General features: G+C 67.3%; 16 protein-coding genes. 11 read left to right on the plus strand and 5 right to left on the minus strand.

All coding sequences use genetic code 11. The features are described from left to right. Nucleotides 1-130 precede the first annotated feature (130 nt). From BKE09_RS14840 to BKE09_RS14850, 3 genes are read left to right on the plus strand one after another with little or no spacing between them, the layout of a single operon-like run. Nucleotides 131-1,948 carry an ATP-binding protein gene (locus BKE09_RS14840; RefSeq protein ID WP_075676233.1) on the plus strand — a complete coding sequence of 606 codons (1,818 nt, stop codon included), beginning with the start codon at nucleotides 131-133 and terminating at the stop codon, nucleotides 1,946-1,948. Next, nucleotides 1,945-2,385: a response regulator gene (locus tag BKE09_RS14845; protein ID WP_005411057.1), complete on the plus strand. Its 441-nt coding sequence runs from the start codon at nucleotides 1,945-1,947 to the stop codon at nucleotides 2,383-2,385. The genes BKE09_RS14840 and BKE09_RS14845 overlap by 4 nt, the downstream gene beginning before the upstream one ends. 4 nt (nucleotides 2,386-2,389) lie before the next feature. Next, nucleotides 2,390-3,901 (plus strand): hybrid sensor histidine kinase/response regulator, encoded by a 1,512-nt coding sequence (locus tag BKE09_RS14850; RefSeq protein ID WP_075676234.1) that lies wholly within the window; start codon nucleotides 2,390-2,392, stop codon nucleotides 3,899-3,901. Between the two features lie 75 nt (nucleotides 3,902-3,976). On the opposite strand, the gene BKE09_RS14855 is transcribed toward BKE09_RS14850, so the two are convergent. Beyond that, a complete protein-coding gene (locus tag BKE09_RS14855; RefSeq protein ID WP_075676235.1) occupies nucleotides 3,977-4,720 on the minus strand; it encodes a 20S proteasome subunit A/B in 744 nt (247 codons plus the stop codon). An 89-nt stretch (nucleotides 4,721-4,809) separates the two neighbouring features. Here BKE09_RS14855 and folK point away from each other — a divergent pair, with 89 nt between their 5' ends. Next, complete coding sequence (gene folK / locus BKE09_RS14860; protein ID WP_075676236.1) at nucleotides 4,810-5,295, plus strand: 2-amino-4-hydroxy-6-hydroxymethyldihydropteridine diphosphokinase; 486 nt, start codon at nucleotides 4,810-4,812, stop codon at nucleotides 5,293-5,295. Between the two features lie 60 nt (nucleotides 5,296-5,355). Here the strand turns inward: folK and BKE09_RS14865 are convergent, their stop codons facing one another. Then, on the minus strand, nucleotides 5,356-6,093 hold the full coding sequence (locus BKE09_RS14865) for a pteridine reductase (protein ID WP_024957037.1): 738 nt from the start codon (nucleotides 6,091-6,093) through the stop codon (nucleotides 5,356-5,358). 59 nt (nucleotides 6,094-6,152) lie between these two features. On the opposite strand from BKE09_RS14865, the gene BKE09_RS14870 reads away from it, so the two are divergent. Together BKE09_RS14870 and BKE09_RS14875 are read left to right on the plus strand one after the other, a co-directional pair. Then, on the plus strand, nucleotides 6,153-7,337 hold the full coding sequence (locus tag BKE09_RS14870; RefSeq protein WP_075676237.1) for an SAM-dependent methyltransferase: 1,185 nt from the start codon (nucleotides 6,153-6,155) through the stop codon (nucleotides 7,335-7,337). Further along, complete coding sequence (locus BKE09_RS14875; RefSeq protein WP_075676238.1) at nucleotides 7,334-7,726, plus strand: VanZ family protein; 393 nt, start codon at nucleotides 7,334-7,336, stop codon at nucleotides 7,724-7,726. Before BKE09_RS14870 ends, BKE09_RS14875 begins: the two co-directional genes overlap by 4 nt. A 134-nt stretch (nucleotides 7,727-7,860) precedes the next feature. Here BKE09_RS14875 and BKE09_RS14880 read toward each other — a convergent pair whose 3' ends face one another. The 3 genes from BKE09_RS14880 to BKE09_RS14890 form a co-directional block, all read right to left on the minus strand. Further along, on the minus strand, nucleotides 7,861-10,218 hold the full coding sequence (locus tag BKE09_RS14880; protein ID WP_075676239.1) for a family 20 glycosylhydrolase: 2,358 nt from the start codon (nucleotides 10,216-10,218) through the stop codon (nucleotides 7,861-7,863). Between the two features lie 111 nt (nucleotides 10,219-10,329). After that, on the minus strand, nucleotides 10,330-13,029 hold the full coding sequence (locus BKE09_RS14885; protein WP_075676240.1) for a TonB-dependent receptor: 2,700 nt from the start codon (nucleotides 13,027-13,029) through the stop codon (nucleotides 10,330-10,332). Between the two features lie 143 nt (nucleotides 13,030-13,172). Further along, a complete protein-coding gene (locus BKE09_RS14890) occupies nucleotides 13,173-14,189 on the minus strand; it encodes a glucokinase family protein (protein ID WP_014038497.1) in 1,017 nt (338 codons plus the stop codon). A 376-nt stretch (nucleotides 14,190-14,565) separates the two neighbouring features. Between BKE09_RS14890 and BKE09_RS14895 the strand changes: the two genes are divergently transcribed. The 5 genes from BKE09_RS14895 to BKE09_RS14915 are packed head-to-tail and all read left to right on the plus strand — an operon-like array spanning nucleotide 14,566 to nucleotide 20,228. Beyond that, the gene (locus BKE09_RS14895; protein ID WP_075676241.1) at nucleotides 14,566-15,855 is read left to right on the plus strand and encodes a sugar MFS transporter; all 1,290 of its coding nucleotides are present in this window, start codon (nucleotides 14,566-14,568) and stop codon (nucleotides 15,853-15,855) included. 39 nt (nucleotides 15,856-15,894) lie between these two features. Continuing rightward, the gene (locus BKE09_RS14900) at nucleotides 15,895-16,962 is read left to right on the plus strand and encodes a LacI family DNA-binding transcriptional regulator (protein WP_006391719.1); all 1,068 of its coding nucleotides are present in this window, start codon (nucleotides 15,895-15,897) and stop codon (nucleotides 16,960-16,962) included. A 7-nt stretch (nucleotides 16,963-16,969) separates the two neighbouring features. Next, nucleotides 16,970-17,998 carry an SIS domain-containing protein gene (locus BKE09_RS14905; RefSeq protein ID WP_049442851.1) on the plus strand — a complete coding sequence of 343 codons (1,029 nt, stop codon included), beginning with the start codon at nucleotides 16,970-16,972 and terminating at the stop codon, nucleotides 17,996-17,998. Further along, nucleotides 17,998-19,146 (plus strand): N-acetylglucosamine-6-phosphate deacetylase, encoded by a 1,149-nt coding sequence (gene nagA / locus BKE09_RS14910; protein WP_075676242.1) that lies wholly within the window; start codon nucleotides 17,998-18,000, stop codon nucleotides 19,144-19,146. The genes BKE09_RS14905 and nagA overlap by 1 nt, the downstream gene beginning before the upstream one ends. Further along, nucleotides 19,146-20,228, plus strand: coding sequence for a heparan-alpha-glucosaminide N-acetyltransferase domain-containing protein (locus tag BKE09_RS14915; RefSeq protein ID WP_075676243.1), 1,083 nt, complete (start codon nucleotides 19,146-19,148; stop codon nucleotides 20,226-20,228). The genes nagA and BKE09_RS14915 overlap by 1 nt, the downstream gene beginning before the upstream one ends. Nucleotides 20,229-20,466: the final 238 nt, after the last annotated feature.

Raw genomic sequence — 20,466 nt, forward strand, 5'->3', positions numbered from 1 at the left:
GAGTTTCCGTAACCCGTTCAGCCAACCAGGCTGGAAACCCCAGAGTTGTGACCGCCTGCGCTATATTGCCGGTTCCGCCGCAGCCGGGCTCGCCCCGGACCACGCTTCGCGGCTGTGCTGACGAGGAACTATGGCGCTGGTTTTCAGTGACGACATCTGGGACCGCTGGCGGTTGCCGGCCTTGGCGCTGGCCGCTGCCGCGATCATCGTGGTGCCGTGGTTGACCCTGCGAAAACTGCAGCAGGACAGCGAACAGGCGATGGCGTGGGTCAACCACACCCAGGCCGTCGGCGTGGCGCTGCAGCAACTGCAGGCCGACGTGCGCGATGTCGAATCGGCAGCGTTGACCCTGTCCAAGGGTGTGGATGCCCCCGGCCTGCGCGAGCGCATGGCCAAGGCCAACGAGATTCCCGGGCGCCTCGCCGAACTGGGCCGGATGACCCGCGACAATCCGGATCAGCTGATCCGCATAGGCCGCATCGAATCGATGCTGGACGGACGCTTGGCCGTGGCCCGCGAGCTGGCCAGGTCCGAACCGAACTCCGACCAGCGTGAGCTGGTACAGGATCTGAGCACGCGTTATCCGATCCGCGGCCTGGTGGAAGAGCTGCAGGCCAGCGAGCAGAAGCTGCTGGCGCTGCGTGCCGAGCAGGCCGCGCGCCAGCGCAAGCAGACCGAACTGGTGTCGTGGAGTTCGCTGCTGATCCAGCTGGCGCTGCTCGGCCTGGTGCTGTGGCTGCTGCAGCGGCAGATCGGCCGCCGCCTGCATGCGGAGCGGCAATCGCTGCGCTCGGCTGCACGCGCGGCGTCGGTGCTGCAGACCGTACGCGAACCAATCGTGCTGCTCGACCGCGACCTGCGCGTGCAGCTGCACAACCCGGCATTCGCCGAACTGTACGGCCTGCAGGACGAGCGCGCCGATGGCCTGCTGCTGGAGACGGTCGGCGACAACGCCTGGCAGGATCCAGTGGTGCGGCAGCGCCTGTCCGACGTACTGTCGCGCGGTCGCGAACTCTGGGACTTCGAGCACGAGCAGCGCACCGCCGACGGTATGGTGCGCTACATGCTGCTCAACGCACGGCGCATGCCGCTGCCCGACACCGATGACGAAGTGGTGCTGCTGACCATCAGCGACGTCACCATGCAGCGCGCAGTGCAGCTGCGCGTGGAAGAGCTGAACCGCCAGCTGGAAGGCAAGGTCGCGCAGGTGTCCGAGGTCAACCGCGAGTTGGAGGCCTTCAGCTACTCGGTATCGCATGACCTGCGTGCGCCGCTTCGCCACGTCGCCGGATTCTCCGACAAGCTGTCGCGCCACCTCGGCGACGCCGCCGATGACAAGAGCCGCCACTACCTGGAAGTGATCTCCAGTTCGGCCCGGCGCATGGCGGCGTTGATCGACGATCTGCTGGTCTACTCGCGGCTGGGCCGTGCGGCGATGCGGCAGCAGGCGGTGGACATGCAGTCGCTGGTGGCCGATACCCGCGCCATGCTCGATTCCAACCTGCAGGCCGAGGCCGAAAGCAGCGGCCATGCGCATCAGGTGGAGTGGAGCATCGCGCCGCTGCCGATCGTGGTGGGCGACGAGAACATGATCCGCCAGGTCTGGCTGAACCTGCTCGGCAACGCGGTGAAGTACTCGGGCAACCGCGAGCCGGCGAAGATCCGCGTGGATTACCAGCAGCAGCCCGATGGCGGTCATCAGTTCACGGTCAGCGACAATGGTGCAGGCTTTGACATGGCCTACGCCGGCAAGCTGTTTGGTGTGTTCCAGCGCCTGCACAAGGCCAGTGACTACCCGGGTACCGGCATCGGCCTGGCCAGCGTGCGTCGCGTGCTGACCCGTCATGGCGGCCGTATCTGGGCCGAGGCCGAACCGGACGTCGGCGCCACCTTCCACTTCTACCTGCCTCCTGCGATCGACGCGGACAAACAAGGGCCTTCTGCATGACCACTCTGCGCACCATTCTTCTCGCCGAAGACAGCCCGGCTGATGCCGAAATGGCGATCGACGCCCTGGAAGAGGCGCGTCTGGCCAATCCCATCGTGCACGTCGAAGACGGCGTGGAAGTGATGGACTACCTGCTGCGCCGCGGCGCCTTCGCCAATCGCGAGGAAGGCCTGCCGGCGGTGCTGCTGCTGGACATCAAGATGCCGCGCATGGATGGCCTGGAAGTGCTGCGGCAGATCCGCGAGCACGAAGAACTCAAGCGCCTGCCGGTGGTGATCCTGTCGTCCTCGCGCGAGGAAAGCGATCTGGCCCGCAGCTGGGACATGGGCGTGAACGCCTACGTGGTCAAGCCGGTGGACGTGGACCAGTTCTTCGGCGCGGTGCAGACCCTGGGCAAGTTCTGGGCGTTGATCAACCAGGCACCGGAACTCGAGTGAGCCCATGCCCCTGACCGGTCCCGCCCTGGGGGCGCTGCGCATCCTGCTGGTGGAAGACTCACCGGAAGATGCCGAGCTGATGTCCGAACAGATGCTCGACGCGGGCCTGGAAGCCCGCTTCGAGCGTGTCGAGAGCGAGGCGGAACTGCGCCAGGCACTGGCTGCGTTCCAGCCGGACATCGTGCTGTCCGACCTGAGCATGCCGGGGTTCTCCGGTGATGACGCGCTGCGCATCGTGCGCGAGACCTCGCCGGAAGTGCCCTTCATCTTCGTCTCCGGCACCATGGGTGAGGAGAACGCGGTGGCGGCGCTGCAGAAGGGCGCCAATGACTACATCATCAAGCATCTGCCGGCGCGCCTGCCGTCGGCGGTGGCGCGTGCGATCCGCGATGCACGCAGCGCGGTGGAGCGTGCACGGGTGGAAACCGAACTGATGCGCGCGCAGCGCCTGGAAAGCCTGTCGCTGCTTGCCGCCGGCCTCAGCCACGACCTGCGCAACATCCTGCAGCCGTTGCTGATCATGCCGGACCTGCTGAAGGCGCGCACCGACGATCCGCAGCTGCACCACCTGGCCGACGTCATCGCCGAGTGCGGCCGCCGTGGCCACGAGATGGCCGAATCGATGCTGTCGTTCGTGCGCGGTTCGCGCAAGCCGAGCGAGCGCATCGAGATCGATGGCCTGTTCGATGCGGTGGCACTGCTGTTGCGCAGCAACGTGCCCGATGCCGTGCGCCTGGAACTGCAGGTGCAGGACGAAGGCCTGGTGGTCGATGCCAACTACACCGAGTTGCAGCAGGTGATGTTGAACCTGGCGCTCAACGCGATCCAGGCGATGCCCAACGGCGGCCGACTGAGCCTGACCGCCAGCCATGCCGGCGAGCGCGATGGCGTGGACTGGATGCAGATCTGTGTGGCCGATGAAGGCATCGGCATGGATGCGGACACGCTGTCGCACCTGTTCAATCCGTTCTTCACCACCAAGGCCGATGGCACCGGCCTGGGCCTGATTTCCTGCAAGCGCATCGTCGAAGGTGCCGGCGGCAGCATCCATGTCAGCAGCCAGCCGGGGCAGGGCACCTGCTTCGAACTGCGACTGCCGATGCATGAGGCCATTGATGGCAGCGAGCCGGTCGAGCAGCTGGTGGCCCTGGGCAGTGGCCAGTCGATCCTGGTGGTCGATGGCGAGGCCACGCGCCTGTCGCTGCTTGGCAATGCGCTGTCCAGCCAGGGGTATCAGCTGCAGCTGGCCTCCGATGGCCCGGCGGCGCTGCGCTGGATGCAGCAGGAGGCGTTGCCGGCACTGGTGATCGCCGATGCCGGTTCCAAGCTGCTGCCGGCCAGCCAACTGCTGGGCGAAATGGCCACGCTGGGCTATCGCGGCCCGGCGCTGGTGCTGGAGGACGCAACGGTGGATGTATCGGCCGATGCATTCCCCGCTGGCGTGGAAGTGCACGTGCTGCGCAAGCCGCTGCAGATGCAGCAGGTGTTCCGCGCAGTGGCTGAAGCGCTGGGCTGATGCCGCGGTAGTGCCGGCCGCTGGCCGGCATCCGCGTGCGGTGGGATCACTGCGGTTGCCGGCCAGCGGCCGGCACTACCGTTCGGTGGTTTCCCACGGGAAGCGCGGCAGGGCGTCCACCGCCTGTTCCAGCCGCCGTGACCAGTTCTGGTGGATGTCCGCATACAGCGCTGAATCCGCGCCCAGCCGCAGCTGCTGGCCGATGCGCAGTTCACCGTCGCGCAGCAGCGCGAGGTCGATCGGCAGGCCCACCGACAGGTTGGAACGGATGGTGGAGTCCAACGAGACGATGGCGGTGCGCGCCGCATCTTCCAGGTGCGTGGCCGGGCTGAGGATGCGGTCGAGGATCGGCTTGCCGTACTTGGACTCACCGATCTGCAGGTACGGCGTCTCCGGCGAGGCGGCGATGGCGTTGCCGAGCGGGTAGATCATGTACAGCCCGGGGCGCTCGCCGGCGATCTGGCCGCCGAAGATCAGCGTGGCCTGGGTATTGACCCCGTCATGGCCATGTTCGCTGTGGTTGTTGTGTACCTGGCTGTCCACCAGCAGCTGGCCGACGTACTCGGCGGCTTCGAACAGGTGGGTCATGTCGCGCAGGTTGGGCGCGCGCCGTTCGTCGGCATCGCGCCCCAGGCGCGACACCAGCAGCTGGGTGGTGGCCAGGTTGCCAGCCGCCATCAGCACGTAGGCTGCCTGGCCGGGATACTCGAACACGTGCAGCTTGCGGTGCACGCGCACATCGTCCAGCGAGGCATTGGTCCGGGTGTCGGCAGCGAAGACCAGGCCCTCGTCCACCTCGATTCCAACGCAATAGGTCATGTCGGTGCCCTATCATGTGCGCCCCGGATTGTAGGCAGGCCGCCGTGACGACGGCATGTCCACGCCCCCATCGCTGCCACCTGAACCGCATGACGACCGTGCTCCTGAGCCTGGGCAGCAATGTCCAGCCCCGCCGCTACCTCCACGCCGCGGTGGCGGCCCTGCGTGAGCGCTTCGGCGCGCTGCAGGTATCGCCGGCCTACCGTACCGCCGCGGTCGGCTTCGATGGCCCGGCCTTCCTCAACAATGCGGTGGCGATCGAGACCGACCTGCCGCTGCAGGAGCTGGACGACTGGCTGCATGCGCTGGAAGACGCGCACGGCCGCGACCGCAGCGGGCCTCGCTTCTCCGACCGGACCCTGGACATCGACGTGGTGTTCTACGGCGACCTGGTGGTGGAAGGCCCCGGCCACCTGCGCATTCCGCGCCCGGAGCTGAAGCATGCCTTCGTGCTGAAGCCGCTGGCCGACATCGCGCCGGGCTTCATCGACCCGGTCAGCGGGCTGGACCTGGCCACGCTGTGGCGCGCGCATAAGCAGTTTGGCGAGGCGTTCGAGGTGGTGGACCTCGGATGACGGAGGTTGCCGGCCAGCGGCCGGCACTACCGGTAGTGCCGGCCGCTGGCCGGCAACATTTCAGCTCACCGTACGCCCGCCATCCACGCGCAGGGTGTGGCCGGTGACGAAGCTGGCCTCGGCCACCAGCCAGTACACCGCCTCGGCGATTTCCTCCACGGTACCGATCCGCGCCAGCGGCGTGCGCGCCAGCAGCGCCTCGCGGGCGAAATCGTCCTTGCCCTGTTCCGGCCACAGGATCGCCCCCGGCGCTACTGCATTGACCCGCACCTTGGGCGCCAGCTCCAGCGCCAGCGAGCGTGTGGCCATTTCCAGCGCGGCCTTGGCCATGGTGTAGGCGATGTGGTCGCGCATCGGGTCGGTGCCGTGCAGGTCGGTCAGGTTGACGATGCAGCCCTGCTGGCGGCGCAGGTAGGGCGCCGCCGCCTGTGACAGCAGTAGCGGCGCACGTGCATTGACCGCATACAGCTCGTCCATCGCCTCGGCGGTGACCTGGCCGAGCGGGGTGGGGAAGAAGTTGGAGGCGTTGTTGACCAGCGCGTCCAGGCGGCCGAAGTGGGTGACGGCCTGTTCCACCAGGTCGGCGAGGGCGTCGGCGTCACGCAGGTCGGCCTGCAGGGCCAGCACGCTGCCGGGGCGTACGTTGTCGAAATCGAACGCGGCCTGCTGCAGCTCGGCGCTGGAGGTGTTGGCATGCAGCACCACCGACCAGCCACAGGCGTGGAACTGGCGGGCGATGGCCGCACCGATCCGGCGCGCGCTGCCGGTGATCAGGACCACGGGGTGGGTATCGCTCATCGAGGGTCCTCCAAGGCTCGGCTATCCTGTGCACCATTGTCACCGCATTCGAAGACGCCATGCAGCCCACCTTCCCCCTGCCCGAAGCCGATGCCCTGGCCCACAGCGACCAGCTGGCGGCCGCCCTGCGCGCCGAAATCCTTGCGCAGGGCGGGGCCATGCCGTTCTCCCGCTTCATGGAGCTGTGCCTGTATACCCCCGGCTGGGGCTATTACAGCGCCGGCGCCAGCAAGTTCGGTGGAAGCGGTGACTTCACCACCGCGCCCGAGCTCGGCAGCCTGTTCGCCGGCAGCGTGGCCAATGCGCTGGCGCCGGTGTTCGCCCAGCTGGGTGCGCAGGCGCGCATGCTGGAACTGGGCGGCGGTACCGGCGCCTTCGCCGAGGCGGTGCTGCTGCGCCTGGCCGAGCTGGACGCGCTGCCGTCGCGCTACGCGATCCTGGAACCCAGCGCCGACCTGCGCGAGCGCCAGCAGCAGCGCCTGCAGCAGAACCTGCCGGCGGAGCTGGCCGCGCGCGTGGACTGGGTCGACCGCCCGTTCGAAGAGGACTGGGAAGGTGTGGTGTTCGCCAACGAGGTGATCGACGCGCTGCCGACCCCGCGCTTCCTGATCCGGGACGGCGAGGTCTACGAGGAAACCGTCGAGCTGGACGCCGAGGGCAACTTCATCCGCGGCGCGCAGCCGGCCGACATCCTGCTCAACGGCGCAGTGCGGCATATCGAGCGCTACCTGGAAAAGCCCTTCGCCGAGGGCTACCGCTCCGAGGTGCTGCCGCAGCTGCCGTACTGGCTGCAGGCGGTGGCTGGCGGCCTGCTGCGCGGCGCGATGCTGTTCGTCGATTACGGCTACAACCGCGGCGAGTTCTACCAGCACGACCGCGACGATGGCACCGTACGTGCGTTCTACCGCCACCATGTGCACAACGACGTGCATCGCTGGCCGGGCCTGCAGGACATCACCGCATCGGTGGATTTCACCGCGATGGCCGAGGCCGGCGCGAACGGTGGTTTTGAACTGGCCGGCTACTGCAGCCAGGCCAGTTTTCTGCTTGGCAACGGCCTGGACCAGGTGCTGCTGCTGGCCGAGGAACGCACCGACGAGGTCGGTCGCATCCAGCTGCGCGACCAGGTGAAGAAGCTGACCCTGCCGACCGAGATGGGCGAGCGCTTCCAGGCGATCGGCCTGCAGCGTGGCGTCGATTTCGAACCGGCCTTCGAGCTGGGTGACCTGAGCTGGCGCCTGTGAGCCACGCGTTGCCGGTGATCAAGCCGCTGCGTCGGCCGCGGTTGTGGACCGTACTGTGGGCGACGGCGGTGCTGCTGGTGATCGTGGTCTGCCTGATCCCCCCGCCACCGATTCCGCTGCCGGAAAACAGCGACAAGGGCGAGCACTTCCTCGCTTACTTCATCCTGGCGGGCAGCGCGGTGCAGCTGTTCCGCCGCGGACGTCCGCTGCTGTGGGTAGGCGTGGGCCTGGTGCTGATGGGTATCGGCATCGAGTTCGCGCAGGGCGCGCTGACCAGCAACCGCACCGCCGACCCGATGGATGCGCTCGCCAACACGATCGGGGTGCTGGCCGGCATGGCCACGGCACTGACCCCGCTGCGCGACCTGCTGCTGCGCTGGCGCGGGTAAGGTATGCCAACCAAGGTTGGCACCTACCGGTAGATCCACGCCGCGCGTGGATGGAATCAGTAGATCCACGCCATGCGTGGATGAACTGCCCGAGGTGCCGACCAAGGTCGGCACCCACCAGGACAGACCTGCCGTCATTTCCCCAGCGTGACCTCATCCAGCACCCACATCGCCGGGCGCGTATCGCCGGTGAAGTTGATGCACAGGTCACTGGTGCCCTGGGTGCCCTTCGGCAGCGTCGCACGCAGGGTCACGAAGCCATCGGCATCCGGCTTGGCCGGCAGCGGCACTTCGGCCAGCACCTTGCCGCTGCAGTCGCCGCGCCGCACCAGCATCTCGCCATGCGCGCGCTTGGCCTTCTCGAAACGGCGCTTGGGTTCGTCGTGGGCCAGCTGGAAGTAGTACGGGATGCGACCTGCACGCACTTCCACGCTGCCGATGCCGTCCAGCTGCGCCTGCGGCCAGCGCCAGCACGGCTGGAAGATGTCCACGTTGAACACTGCACGGGCGCCTTCGCGCGGGCCATCGTCTTCCAGGCGCAGCACCAGCCCCTTCTTGCCCACGCAGCTGAGCAGTTCATCGCTACGGCGGCTGAGCAGCGATTGTGCGCTGAAGTCCGCGACCGTCGGCTTCGCGGCCAGCATCTGGCCCTGGTAGAACGCGGCGGCCTGCACGGCGGCGGGCAGCTGCGCCGTCAGCGGCTGCTGGTACAGCGCGGACTGCGCGGTCACCGGCTGGCCATCGGTGCTGTAGCGCACTTCATAGCCCAGCGGATTGGCCAGCGACACGGTCACGGTGTTCTTCGCGCGATCATCGGTGTAGTCCACGCCCACTTCGAACGGGGTCTGCGCATAGGCCAGGCCCCAGGCACGGTAGCGCTGCAGCTGTGCCGGCAGGCGTGCGAGGAAATCGCGGAAGTCGCGATGTTCCGGCGTGCTCCAACCGGTCTCGGCCACGGCGGCCAGGCGCGGAAACAGGTTGTGCTGCAGGCGTGCATAGCTGCGCGTGTGTTCGGTGAACATGTTGGCCTGCAGGCCGAGGATGTGCCCGCGCTTGTCGGCGGCCAGTTCGGCCGGCACCGGCTCGAAGTTGTAGAGCTTGCCGAGATTGACCTGGGTCGGACGGCCCGGCGGTTCGTTCGGTGAGGCCGTCTGCAGGTAGTCCAGGTACAGGTAGCCGACCGGCGACATGATCACGTCATGCCCGGCACTGGCCGCAGCGAGGCCACCTTCGGTGCCCTGCCACGACATCACCGTGGCCTGCGGCGGCAGACCGCCTTCGAGGATCTCATCCCAGCCGATCAGGCGCCGGTCGTGTTCCTCCAGGAACGTCTCCAGGCGCTTGATGATGTGGCTCTGCATGGCCATCTCATCCTTGATGCCCAGTGCACGCATGCGCTGCTGCACCTGCCTGGAGGCTTCCCACTGGTCCTTCACCGCCTCGTCGCCACCCACGTGCACGTACTTGGCCGGGAACAGTTCGATCACTTCCTCCAGCACGTTCTCGAGGAAGGTGACGGTGCTGTCTTCCACGTTGAACAGGTTCGGGAACACGCCCCATTCGCTGATCGGCTTCAGCGGGGTGTTGATCGAACCCAGTTCCGGATACGCGGCGATCGCTGCGGTCGCGTGCCCCGGCACATCGATTTCCGGAATCACCTGGATATGCAGCTTCGCGGCATAGGCGATCACTTCGCGGATCTGCTCCTGCGTGTAGAAGCCGCAGTACGGATGTTCCTGGCCGCTGGCCGGATCTATGCCACCGTCGCCGGCCGGCAGGCGGCAGCTGCCCACCTCGGTCAGCTTCGGGTAGCGCTTGATCTCCATGCGCCAGCCTTGGTCATCGGTGAGGTGCCAGTGGAAGGTGTTGAGCTTGTGCGCAGCCATTGCGTCGAGCACGCGCTTGATCTCGTCCAGGCTCTGGAAATGCCGTGCCGAGTCGAGCATGAAACCGCGCCAGCTGAAGCGCGGCGCATCCTGGATCTGCACCGCTGGCAGTACCCCGTTGCTGCCGCCGGTGGCGAGCTGGGCGAGCGTGGTCGCGCCATAGAACAGGCCGGTTTCGTTGCCGGCCTGCACCAGCACGCCCTGCGCGGTGCTTTCCAGCGTGTAGCTTTCGCCGCTGTCGCGGAAGGTCGGGACGATCTCAAAACGGATGCCGCCGCTCCTGGATGCGGCCTTGCCCTTGGCCAGTGCCAGTCGCGGGCCACCGCTGCGGGCCAGCAGATCGGCGAACTGGGTGGCGACCCGCTGTGCGGCCTCGCCTTCGGCGCGCAGCACGGTATCGGCGCGCACGGTGATGCCGCTGCCCTGGCCGGGCTGCACCGTGGCCGGGGCGGGAATCAGCATCAGGCTGCCGGCACGCAGCTGCGGACCGGGTGCTTCGGCGGCGGGCGTGGGATCGGCGGCGAGCGCCGGCATCGCCGGCAGCAGGGCGAGCAGGCTGCCCAGCAGCACTGCGCTGCGCATCCGGGCGCGGGAAGGCTTGACCATCGGAACGACTCCTTGGAACGGTGCGATGAACGCTATACATGAAAAACGCCGGGCCCGGAATGACCCAGGCCCGGCGTGCGTGCACGACTCGGCGATGTTGCCGCCGCTGGATCAGTACTTGAAGCGGAAGTTGAGGTAGTACTGGCGACCGTTCTCATAGAACGCGCTCGGGATCGAGGCGCTCTGGTAGTACTTCAGGGTCGGGTTGTTGAGGTTCAGTGCATCGAAGCTCACGCTCATCCAGTCGGTGGCCTTGTAGCTCAGCGACAGCGACAGGGTGCCGAAATCATCCTGGTAGTACGGGCTCGCGCCCTTCAGGCCGATCAGGAACGAGGAACGGTAGGTGTAGCTGACGCGCGCACCGAAGGTGTCGTTCTCGAAGTAGGCGCCCACGTTGTAGGTGTTCTTCGAGGTACCCAGCAGGTTGTTGCTGCCGTCTTCCCAGGTGTGCGAGGTGCTGCCGTCGGCGTAGGTGTAGTTGGCGTTCAGGCCGAAGTTCTCGCCCAGCGGCTGTTCGTAGGCGAACTCCATGCCGTAGACCTTGCCGTCGGCATTGACCGGCACGGCGACCTGGTAGGCCTCCAGCTGGTTGCTCAGCTCGCTGTACAGCATCTGGGTCTGGGTACCGAAGGCCACGTAGTCCTTCAGGTTCATCGAGTACGCGCCCAGCGACACCAGGCCACGCGGCATGAAGTACCACTCCAGGTTGGCATCGAAGTTGGTCGACAGCACCGGCTTCAGCTTCGGGTTGCCGCCACCGCCGACCTTGGTTAGGTCCGAACCCCAGGACGAGGCGCCCAGTGCCGAGAAGTCCGGCAGGGTCTGGGTCTGCGACGCGGCGAAGCGGAACACCAGGTCATCGGCCAGATCGAACTTCAGGTTCGCGCTGGGCAGGATGCGGTCGTGCTTGTTCTCGAACGACAGCGCCTTCCACTTGCCGAACAGGCTGCTGACATCGGCGTTGGCGATATCGCTCACCGCCTGGTAGGTGTCGATGTCCTGCTTGATGTTGACGTAGCGCAGGCCGACGTTGCCGCTCCAACGGTCGCCGCTGAAGTTGGCCTGCACATAACCGGCGAAGTTCTTCTCGGCGACCTTCCACTCGGCGCCGTAGTTGTGGCGACCGGTGGGGCCGTCATTGCCGGCCAGCCAGGTGGAGTTGTTGAGCACCGCGTCCTTCAGCGCACCCGGGGTGTAGTACCAGATGTTGCGCGGGAAGTTGCCGCCGATGCCGCCGGCGAAGCCACCCGGGAAGCTGCCGGTCGGGGCGCCCTTCAGTGCGTCCCAGATCGCGCCCGGCGTTGCGCCTTCCGGCGACAGCGCCTCGCGCTTGTGGTCGGCATAGCGCACACCGAAGTCGAGCGAGTTCAGCGCGCCGCCATTGTTGAAGTACTGGTTGAAGTCGGCGGTGAACCACTTTTCCTTGTCTTCGGCGGTGACTTCCTGGTTGCCCCAGGTGCCGAAGCTGGTCACGCCGTTCGGGCTGATGTCGCCGCCGACGTCCCAGTCCACCGGCGAACCGTTGCCGTGGGTGGTCCAGTTGGCGCCGCCGCCGTCAGCCACGGTCACTTCCGCGATGAACTGGCGCGGGGTGGTGCCGGTGCCCTTGGTGCTGCCGGCCTGGAACTTGGCGTTGAGGCTGTCGTTGATCTGCCAGTCGGCATCGAGGGTGATGTAGTTGCTCTTGGCGGTGGCCTCGCGGTAGATCATGTCGTACACCGCGTACGGGGTGCCGGCGACGCCTGCGAAGTTGGCGTTGGTCAGCACGCCATCCTTGACCACATAGCCCGGCAGCGGGGCCTGGCCCGGACGGGTGATCACGCCGGCGTCGTTCTTGTCGTCGCCCATGATCTTGCTACCCCACAACATGAAGTTGCGGTTGTAGTTGTTGGCTTCCATCTTCGAGCTGAAGCCTTCCAGGCCCAGGGTCAGATTGTCGGCCGGCTTGAACTGCAGCGAGATCAGGCCACCCTTGCGCTCGCGGGTCTGTTCGAACAGGGTCGAGCCGAGCAGGGCAGGCGCATAGACGCCGGCCAGGTCCGGGTTGGACTGGGCAACGGTGCCGTTCGGATCGCTCTTGAAGAAGCCCGACGGAATTTCCTGCGCTTCACGACGCAGCTCGCGCTTCTGGCTGAAGCCCTGCACCATCACGCCGAAGGTGCCGTCGTCGTTCTTGTAGTTGAACAGGCCCGACAGCTGCGGATCGTTCGACTTGGCCTGATCCGAGCGCACGGCGCCGATCGACGCTTCAGCGGTGATCTGCTTGGAGAATTCCAGCGGCTTGCGGGTGAGGATGTTGACGGTACCGGTGGTGCCGCCGTCCTGCAGCTTGGCCTGCGAGGACTTGTTCACTTCCACCGAGCGCACCAGCTCCGACGGCAGCAGGGTGTAGCTGACGCTGCGGCCGACGTTGCTGCCCTGGCTGAGCACGAACCAGTCGGCCGAGCCGACGCTGTGGCCGTTGATCAGGGTCTGGGTCAGGCTCGGGCTGGTGCCGCGCAGGCTGACACGGTCGGCTTCGTCGAAGCCGCCTTCATCGGCGCTGGACGAGCTGATGTTGACGCCCGGCAGGCGCTGCAGGGTGTCGGCGACGTTGTGCGCCGGCAGCTTGCCCACGTCCTCGGCGGTGACCACTTCCACGCGCGCATTGGCTTCGCGCTTGGTGTCCAGCGACTTTTCCATCGAGCCACGGATGCCGGTAACCGTCACGGTGTCCAGGTCGGTGGCGGTCGGGGCGGCCTGCTGCGCGTGCGCACTGAAGGCGATGCAGCTGACGATGGCGGCCGAAAGCAGGGTCTTGCGGGTGTTCATGATGTCTCTCCTCATCACTCGATTGGATGCCGGCGGCGGTGTTCGATTACGGTTGCGAAGACATGCGCGGGGCGGCGGCGAAGTCCCGTGCGTTGGCGTGCCACGTACAGCGTGCTGCGATTGCGTTGAAGCCTGTTGCGGTGTCAGGCGGCCGACTGCTGCAGGTACCAGCTGGCAGCGCCGACCACGCCCAGCTGGCCGTGCTCGACGACCTTCACCGGGATGCGTGCCAGCGCTTCGCCCATCGGCCCCTTCTGCAGGTAGCGTTCGACGAAGGTGCTGGCGTGCAGGTATTCGCGGATCTGCGGCAGGATGCCGCCGGCCAGGTAGACGCCACCGTGGGCGCCATAGAACAGCGCCATGTCGCCGATGGTGCTGCCGAGCAGGCCGCAGAACACATCCAGCGCCTGGCGCGCGTGCGCATCGGTATCGGCCATGGCAGCGGCGGTGACCGCATCGGGGCTGGCCAGCGTCGGTGCCTGGCCCTGCAGCGCACACACCGCGCGGTACAGGTTCATCAGGCCCGGGCCGGAGATCGCATGCTCGATCGACACGTGGGCGCGGTCGCGCTGCATGTGGCGGACGATGGCCATTTCCAGTTCGGTGCTGGCCGCCAGGGTCGGCTGGCCGGCTTCGGTCGGCAGGACCACCGGACCATGCGCGGTGGGAATCCACAGCGCGGCGCCGAGACCGGTGCCAGGGCCGACCACCAGGGTCGGGCCACGCGCGGCGGTGTCCGGCCCGCACAGGTGCAGCACGCCGCTGGCGTCCACCTGGGCGGCGGCATAGGCCACCGCTTCGAAGTCGTTGACGATGTAGACCCGCTGCAGGCCGACGTCCGCTTCCACCTGGCGTGCCGACAGCGGCCACGGCAGGTTGGCGGTGATCACCGTGCCGTCCTCGCGGGCGTAGCCGGCGCTGGCAACCACGCAATGCGTGGGCCGCGGGCCTTCGCCAAGGAAGTCGGACAGGATCGCGCTGAGGCCGGCATGGTCGGCATTGCGGTACTTGCGGTACTCCAGCACCTGCACCGGGTGGGCGGCATCACCGCTGGCCTGGACCCGGGCCACGCGCACATGGGTGCCACCGACGTCGGCGGCCAGGAACGAGGGCGCGACTCGGGACAGGACATGGGCCGGGGCGGGGTGGCTGGCGGTCACGCGGGCTCCTGCTGCAGGTGAGGCCGGCCCCGGGATCGGGGGCGGCGATTGGGGCGGAGTCTGTAACCGTGCTGACAACGATGTCAACGAGTTCGTGACACTTTCGTTGCTGCGCCGCAACGAATGCGGCAGGCGGTAAACGTTTACATGACGTGAGTGCTGGATTCACACGGGAACCGTTGCAGCACGGGGCTCAAGGCCCATGGCGCATTCAGCGCGGTGCATGGCAATCGGCTTGCGCAGTGCAGCATGAGGTTCGCAAGGGCGTGCATGGAAGTTGACAAACCGCCGTTGTCCATCGAAAGAATGTGACAACGTTGTTCCCAGCCACTCTCCGACGCCGCGTTCTGCGGCCGTCGCCGCAGGAGCCCTCCTGATGTCCGCCGTCCCCGCTGCAAGCGCGCGCCCGAACGTGGCCACCTCCATCGCCATCGTTGGCGTGTTGTTCTTCCTGATCGGCTTCTTCACCTGGCTCAACGGCCCGCTGATCACCTTCGTCAAGTTGGCCTTCGAACTCAGCGAGGTCGGCGCCTTCCTGGTGCTGATGGTGTTCTACCTGTCCTACTTCTTCCTGGCCCTGCCGGCGTCGTGGATCCTGCGCCGCACCGGCATGAAGAAGGGCCTCAGCCTGAGCCTGCTGGTGATGGCCGGTGGTGCTGCGTTGTTCGGTGAGTTCGCCACCCAGCGCTGGTACCCGGGCGCGCTTGGCGGCCTGTTCGTGATCGGCAGTGGCCTGGCCCTGCTGCAGACCGCGATCAACCCCTACATCTCCATCCTCGGCCCGATCGAGACGGCGGCGCGCCGCATCGCGCTGATGGGCATCTGCAACAAGATCGCCGGCATGCTCGCCCCGGTGCTGATCGGTACCGTGGTGCTGCATGGCATCGGTGATCTGTCGGCCACGGTGGCCGCCGCCGATGAGGCCACCAAGGCACAGCTGCTCAACGATTTCGCCGCCAAGATCCATGCGCCGTACCTGGCGATGGCCGGCCTGCTGGTGCTGCTGGCGGTGGCCGTGCTGTTCTCGCCGCTGCCGGAAATCAAGTCGTCCGAAGCCAACGCTACGCCGGTGGCGGCCGGTGCAGCCGAACGCCGCAGCATCTTCCAGTTCCCGCACCTGTGGCTGGGCGTGTTGTGCCTGTTCGTCTACGTGGGCGTGGAGGTGATGGCCGGTGATGCGATCGGTACCTACGGCCATGGTTTCGACCTGCCGCTGGACCAGACCAAGATGTTCACCTCGCTCACGCTGGGCGCGATGCTGGTCGGCTATGTGGTCGGCCTGCTGCTGATTCCCAAGGTGGTCTCGCAGTCGCGCTACCTGACCATTTCAGCGGTGCTGGGCGTGGTGTTCTGCCTCGGCGCCTGGGCCACCCACGGCTACGTATCGGTGGCCTTCGTGGCCCTGCTGGGCTTCGCCAACGCCATGATGTGGCCGGCGATCTTCCCGCTGGCCATCCGCGGCCTGGGCCGCTTCACCGAGACTGGCTCGGCCCTGCTGGTGATGGGCATCGCCGGCGGCGCGATCATTCCGCAGCTGTTCGCCGTGCTCAAGCAGCACATCGACTTCCAGCTGGTGTTCGTGCTGCTGATGGTGCCGTGCTACCTGTACATCCTGTTCTACTCGGTGATCGGCCATCGCGCCGGCCTGCCGCAGGACAAGGCCTGATCGGCGATGATGGACGGCAGCCAACCCCAGGGAAAACCCATGCGCAGAGCGACCATCAAGGACGTTGCGGAGAAGGCCAAGGTCTCGCTGAAGACGGTCTCGCGGGTGATCAACAACGAGCCCTCGGTCATGCAGGCCACCCGTGCGCGGGTGCTGCGTGCCATCGCCGAGCTCGACTACGAACCCGATCCGTCGGCGCGCAACCTGCGCAGCGGCACCACCTTCGTGATCGGGCTGGTCTACGACAACCCGAATCCGTACCACATCATCGGCGTGCAGAACGGCGTGCTGGCCGCCTGCCGCGAGACCGGCTTCGGCCTGCAGATCCATCCCTGTGATTCCAGCTCGCCGCTGCTGGCCGATGAACTGGCCGACTGGGTGCAGCGTTCGCGCTTGGCCGGGCTGGTGCTGACGGCGCCGATGTCCGAGCGCCGCGACCTGATCCAGGCGTTGACCGCGCGTGGCATCAAGCTGGTGCGCATCATCGCCGCCACCGAAGACCCGGCTGACGGTGCCTGCGTGTTCGTCGACGACCGCGAGGCCGCTTACGAGATCACCGAGCACCTGATCCAGCTGGGCCACCAGCGCATCGGCTTCCTCTGGGGCGGCATTTCGCACCGATCCTCCGGCGAGCGCTATGCCGGTTACGAAGCCGCGCTGAAGGACTACGGCATGACCGTGGACAAGCACCTGGTGGTGCAGGGCGACTACACCTTCGACGATGGCTTCCGCGGTGCACGCCGCCTGCTGGCGCTGCGCGAACCGCCCACCGCCATCTTCGGTTCCAACGACGAAATAGCCGCCGGTGTGCTGGCCGCCGCGAAGTCAGCCGGCATGAACGTGCCGTACGACCTGTCCATCGCCGGTTTCGAGGACAGCCCGTTCTCGCGCCAGTCGTGGCCGCCGCTGACCACCGCCAAGCAGGCCACCGAAGACATCGCCCGCCATGCCGCGCGCCTGCTGATCGCGCAGCTGCGCAGCGACGCCTATGACGACGCGCCCGCGCCGCTGCACAACCAGGGCTTCGTGCCGCAGCTGGTGGTGCGCGGTTCGACCGCGCCGATGCGCCCGGCCGGCGCACGCCCCCTTCCTTCCGATCCTGCCTGAGCCTGCCATGTCGCTGTCAGACCCCACGTCCACCCTGATGTTCGCCGAGGCCGCTGAAGCGGCCGACGTGGTCGCGCGCCAGTTCTCGCGCAACCACGCCACCATGGAAACCCTGGCCGCCAGCCTGCGCGCCGCGCCGCCGCCGTTCGTGGTCACCTGCGCACGCGGCAGCTCCGATCATGCCGCCACCTATGGCAAATACCTGCTGGAAACCCAGCTGGGCCTGGTGGTCGCATCGGCTTCGCCGTCGGTGGGTTCGGTCTATGCCGCGCCGCTTCAGTTGCGCGGTGCGCTGTTCATCGTCATTTCGCAGTCGGGCAAGAGCCCGGACCTGCTGCGCAACGCGGAAGCTGCCAAGGCCGCCGGTGCGCGCGTGATCGCGCTGGTCAACGTCGAGGATTCGCCGCTGGCGCAGCTGGCCGACACGGTCATTCCGCTGCATGCCGGTGCCGAAAAGAGCGTGGCGGCCACCAAGAGCTACCTGGCCTCGCTGGCCGCACTGCTGCAGCTGGCCGCGTACTGGAAGCAGGACAGCAGCCTGCGTGCGGCGCTGGACCTGCTGCCGGACGCGATGCGCGAGGCCTGGCAGTGTGACTGGAGCGTGGTGACCGAAGGCCTGGTCGATGCCACCAACCTGTTCGTGCTCGGCCGTGGCCTTGGCCTGGGCGCGGCGCAGGAAGCGGCGCTGAAGTTCAAGGAAACCTGCAGCCTGCACGCCGAAGCCTACAGCTCGGCCGAGGTCAAGCATGGCCCGATGGCGCTGGTCGGCCGTGGTTTCCCGGTGCTGGCCTTCGCCCAGCCGGACGAAACTGGTGCCGGAACCCGTGCGGTGGTCGATGAGTTCACCGCACGCGGCGCGCAGGTGTGGATGGCCGGTGCCGGTGGCAACCTGCCGGTGGCCGCCGCGCCGCACCCGCTGTGCGCACCACTGCTGACCGTGCAGAGCTTCTATCGCGCGATCAACGCGTTGGCGCTGCGTCGTGGCTTCAACCCGGATCTGCCGCCGCATCTGAACAAGGTTACGGAGACGGTGTGATGGCAACGGTGCTGCGCAACGCCCGCATTCTTGCCGGCGATGAGTTCCGCGACGATCTGGCGGTCGTGATCGAGGACGGTCGCATCAGTGCGCTGCTGCCTGACGCTGCGCCGCAGCTCGGCCAGGCCGCCGAGCAGGTGGACCTGGGCGGTGGCTGGCTGTTGCCCGGTTTCATCGATGTGCAGGTCAACGGTGGTGGCGGTGCGCTGTTCAACAACACGCCGGACGTGGCGGCACTGCGCACCATCGCGCAGGCGCACCGTCGTTTCGGTACCACCGCGATGCTGCCGACGCTGATCAGCGATGACGTGGGCGTGATGCGCGAGGCCATCGGTGCGCTGCGCGAGGCCATCGCGCAGGGGGTGCCGGGCGTGATCGGCATCCATCTGGAAGGCCCGTACATCGCGCCGGCGCGCAAGGGCACGCACGATGCCAGTAAGTTCCGCGTGCCGGACGAAGAAGAGATCGCGCTGGCCGCATCGCTCGACAACGGCGTGACCCTGCTGACGCTGGCACCGGAACGCGTGCCGCTGGAGACCATCCGTGCGCTGGTCGAGCGAGGTGTGATCGTCGCTGCTGGGCACACTGCAGGCACCTACGAAGAGATCCGCGCTGGCCTGGATGCTGGCGTGCGTGGCTTCACCCATCTGTACAACGCGATGTCGCCGCTGCAGGGTCGTGAGCCCGGCGCGGTGGGCGCTGCGCTGGAAGACCGCGACAGCTGGATCGGCATCATCGTCGATGGCGTGCATGTGCATCCGGCCAGCCTGCGCGTCGCGCTGGCGGCCAAGCCGCGCGGCCGCCTGCTGCTGGTGACCGATGCGATGCCGCCGGTCGGGGCCGACGATCCCAGCTACGTGCTGTACGGCGAAACCATCACCGCCATCGACGGCGTGGTGCGCAATGCCGCCGGTTCGCTGGCCGGCTCGGCGCTGGACATGGCCACCGCCGTGCGCAACACCGTGCAGCTGCTCGGCCAACCGCTGGCCGAAGCCGCACGCATGGCCTCGACCTATCCAGCGCAGTTCCTCAACGTCGACGACCGCCTCGGCCACATCGCCGAGGGCTACCAGGCCGACCTGGTCCTGTTGGATGACACCCTGCAGGTGCGGGGCACCTGGATTGCCGGACAGTACGAGGCCGCCTGATGGCCGATCCCTTGAAGGGAAGCACGCCGCCACCTCGGCTGGGCTCGATCGATGCCCTGCGCGGCATCACCGTGGCGGCGATGTTGCTGGTCAACAACCCGGGTGACTGGAGTGCGGTGTTTGCACCGCTGCGCCATTCGGAATGGCATGGCTGCACGCCGACCGATCTGGTGTTCCCGTTCTTCCTGTTCCTGGTCGGCGTGTCGATGGCCTTCAGCGTGGCACCGCGCGCGCGGGATGCGGCGGCGCGACCGGCATTGGCGCGCGGCGTGCTGGAACGCGCGTTGCGCATCCTGGTGGCCGGTGCGCTGCTGCACCTGCTGATCTGGTGGGCGCTGCATACCCATCATTTCCGCATATGGGGCGTGCTGCAGCGGATTGCCGTATGTGCGGCGCTGGTGGGGGTGTTGGCCGTGTATGCGCGGCCGCGCATGCAGGCCGGCGTGCTGGTCGCGCTGTTGGTGGGCTACACCGTGCTGTTGCTGGGCATCGGCGACCTGGCGCCGTGGACCAACCCGGCCAGCCGCCTGGACACCACGCTGTTCGCCCCCTGGATCTACCAGTGGCAGGCCGATACCGGGCTGGGCCATGACCCGGAAGGGCTGCTGAGCACGCTGGGTGCGCTGGCCAGTACCGTGCTCGGCCTGTTGGCCGGAGGCCTGCTGCGCAGCGGGCGTGCCGCGGCGCTGGCGGGGCTGGGCGCGGTGACTGCCGCGCTGGGCCTGCTGCTGGCCGTGGTGCTGCCGTTGAACAAGCAGCTGTGGACGCCCAGCTACGTGCTGTGGACCGGCGGCCTGGCCGCGCTGGCGCTGTGGCTGGGCCACGTGCTGATCGACCAGAAGGGCTGGCCGGCGCTGGGCCGTCGCTTCGGGGTCAACGCGATCACTGCGTATCTGGGGGCATCGGTGATGTCGGTGGTGTTGATGGCCAGCGGTGCCTGGGGCTGGATCTGGCAGCAGCTGGCCACCGCGATGCCGCAGGCGCTTGAGCTTGCGTCGATGCTGCAGGCGCTGGCGTTCGTCGCGCTGTGGTGGGGCGTGGCGTGGTGGTTGGACCGGCGGAAGATCTATCTGAAGATCTGATGGCACGGGGTCGGATCCCTTTCCGCAGGAAGGGGGGCTGACCCCTCCGGCAACCCGCATCCACGCATGGCGTGGATCTACCCGATGTATCGGTGGCTCAATCCACGCATGGCGTGGATCTACCAGGTGGGGCAGTAGATCCACGCCATGCGTGGATGCTCTCCGCGCGACGTGTGACCGCTGTAAAGATGAACGATTTCAGGCTCGTAGAGACGAGGTGAGGCTCGACCCGGTTCGC

The organism is Stenotrophomonas sp. TD3 (assembly GCF_001939825.1).
In the GTDB taxonomy this organism is placed as follows: Bacteria; Pseudomonadota; Gammaproteobacteria; order Xanthomonadales; family Xanthomonadaceae; genus Stenotrophomonas.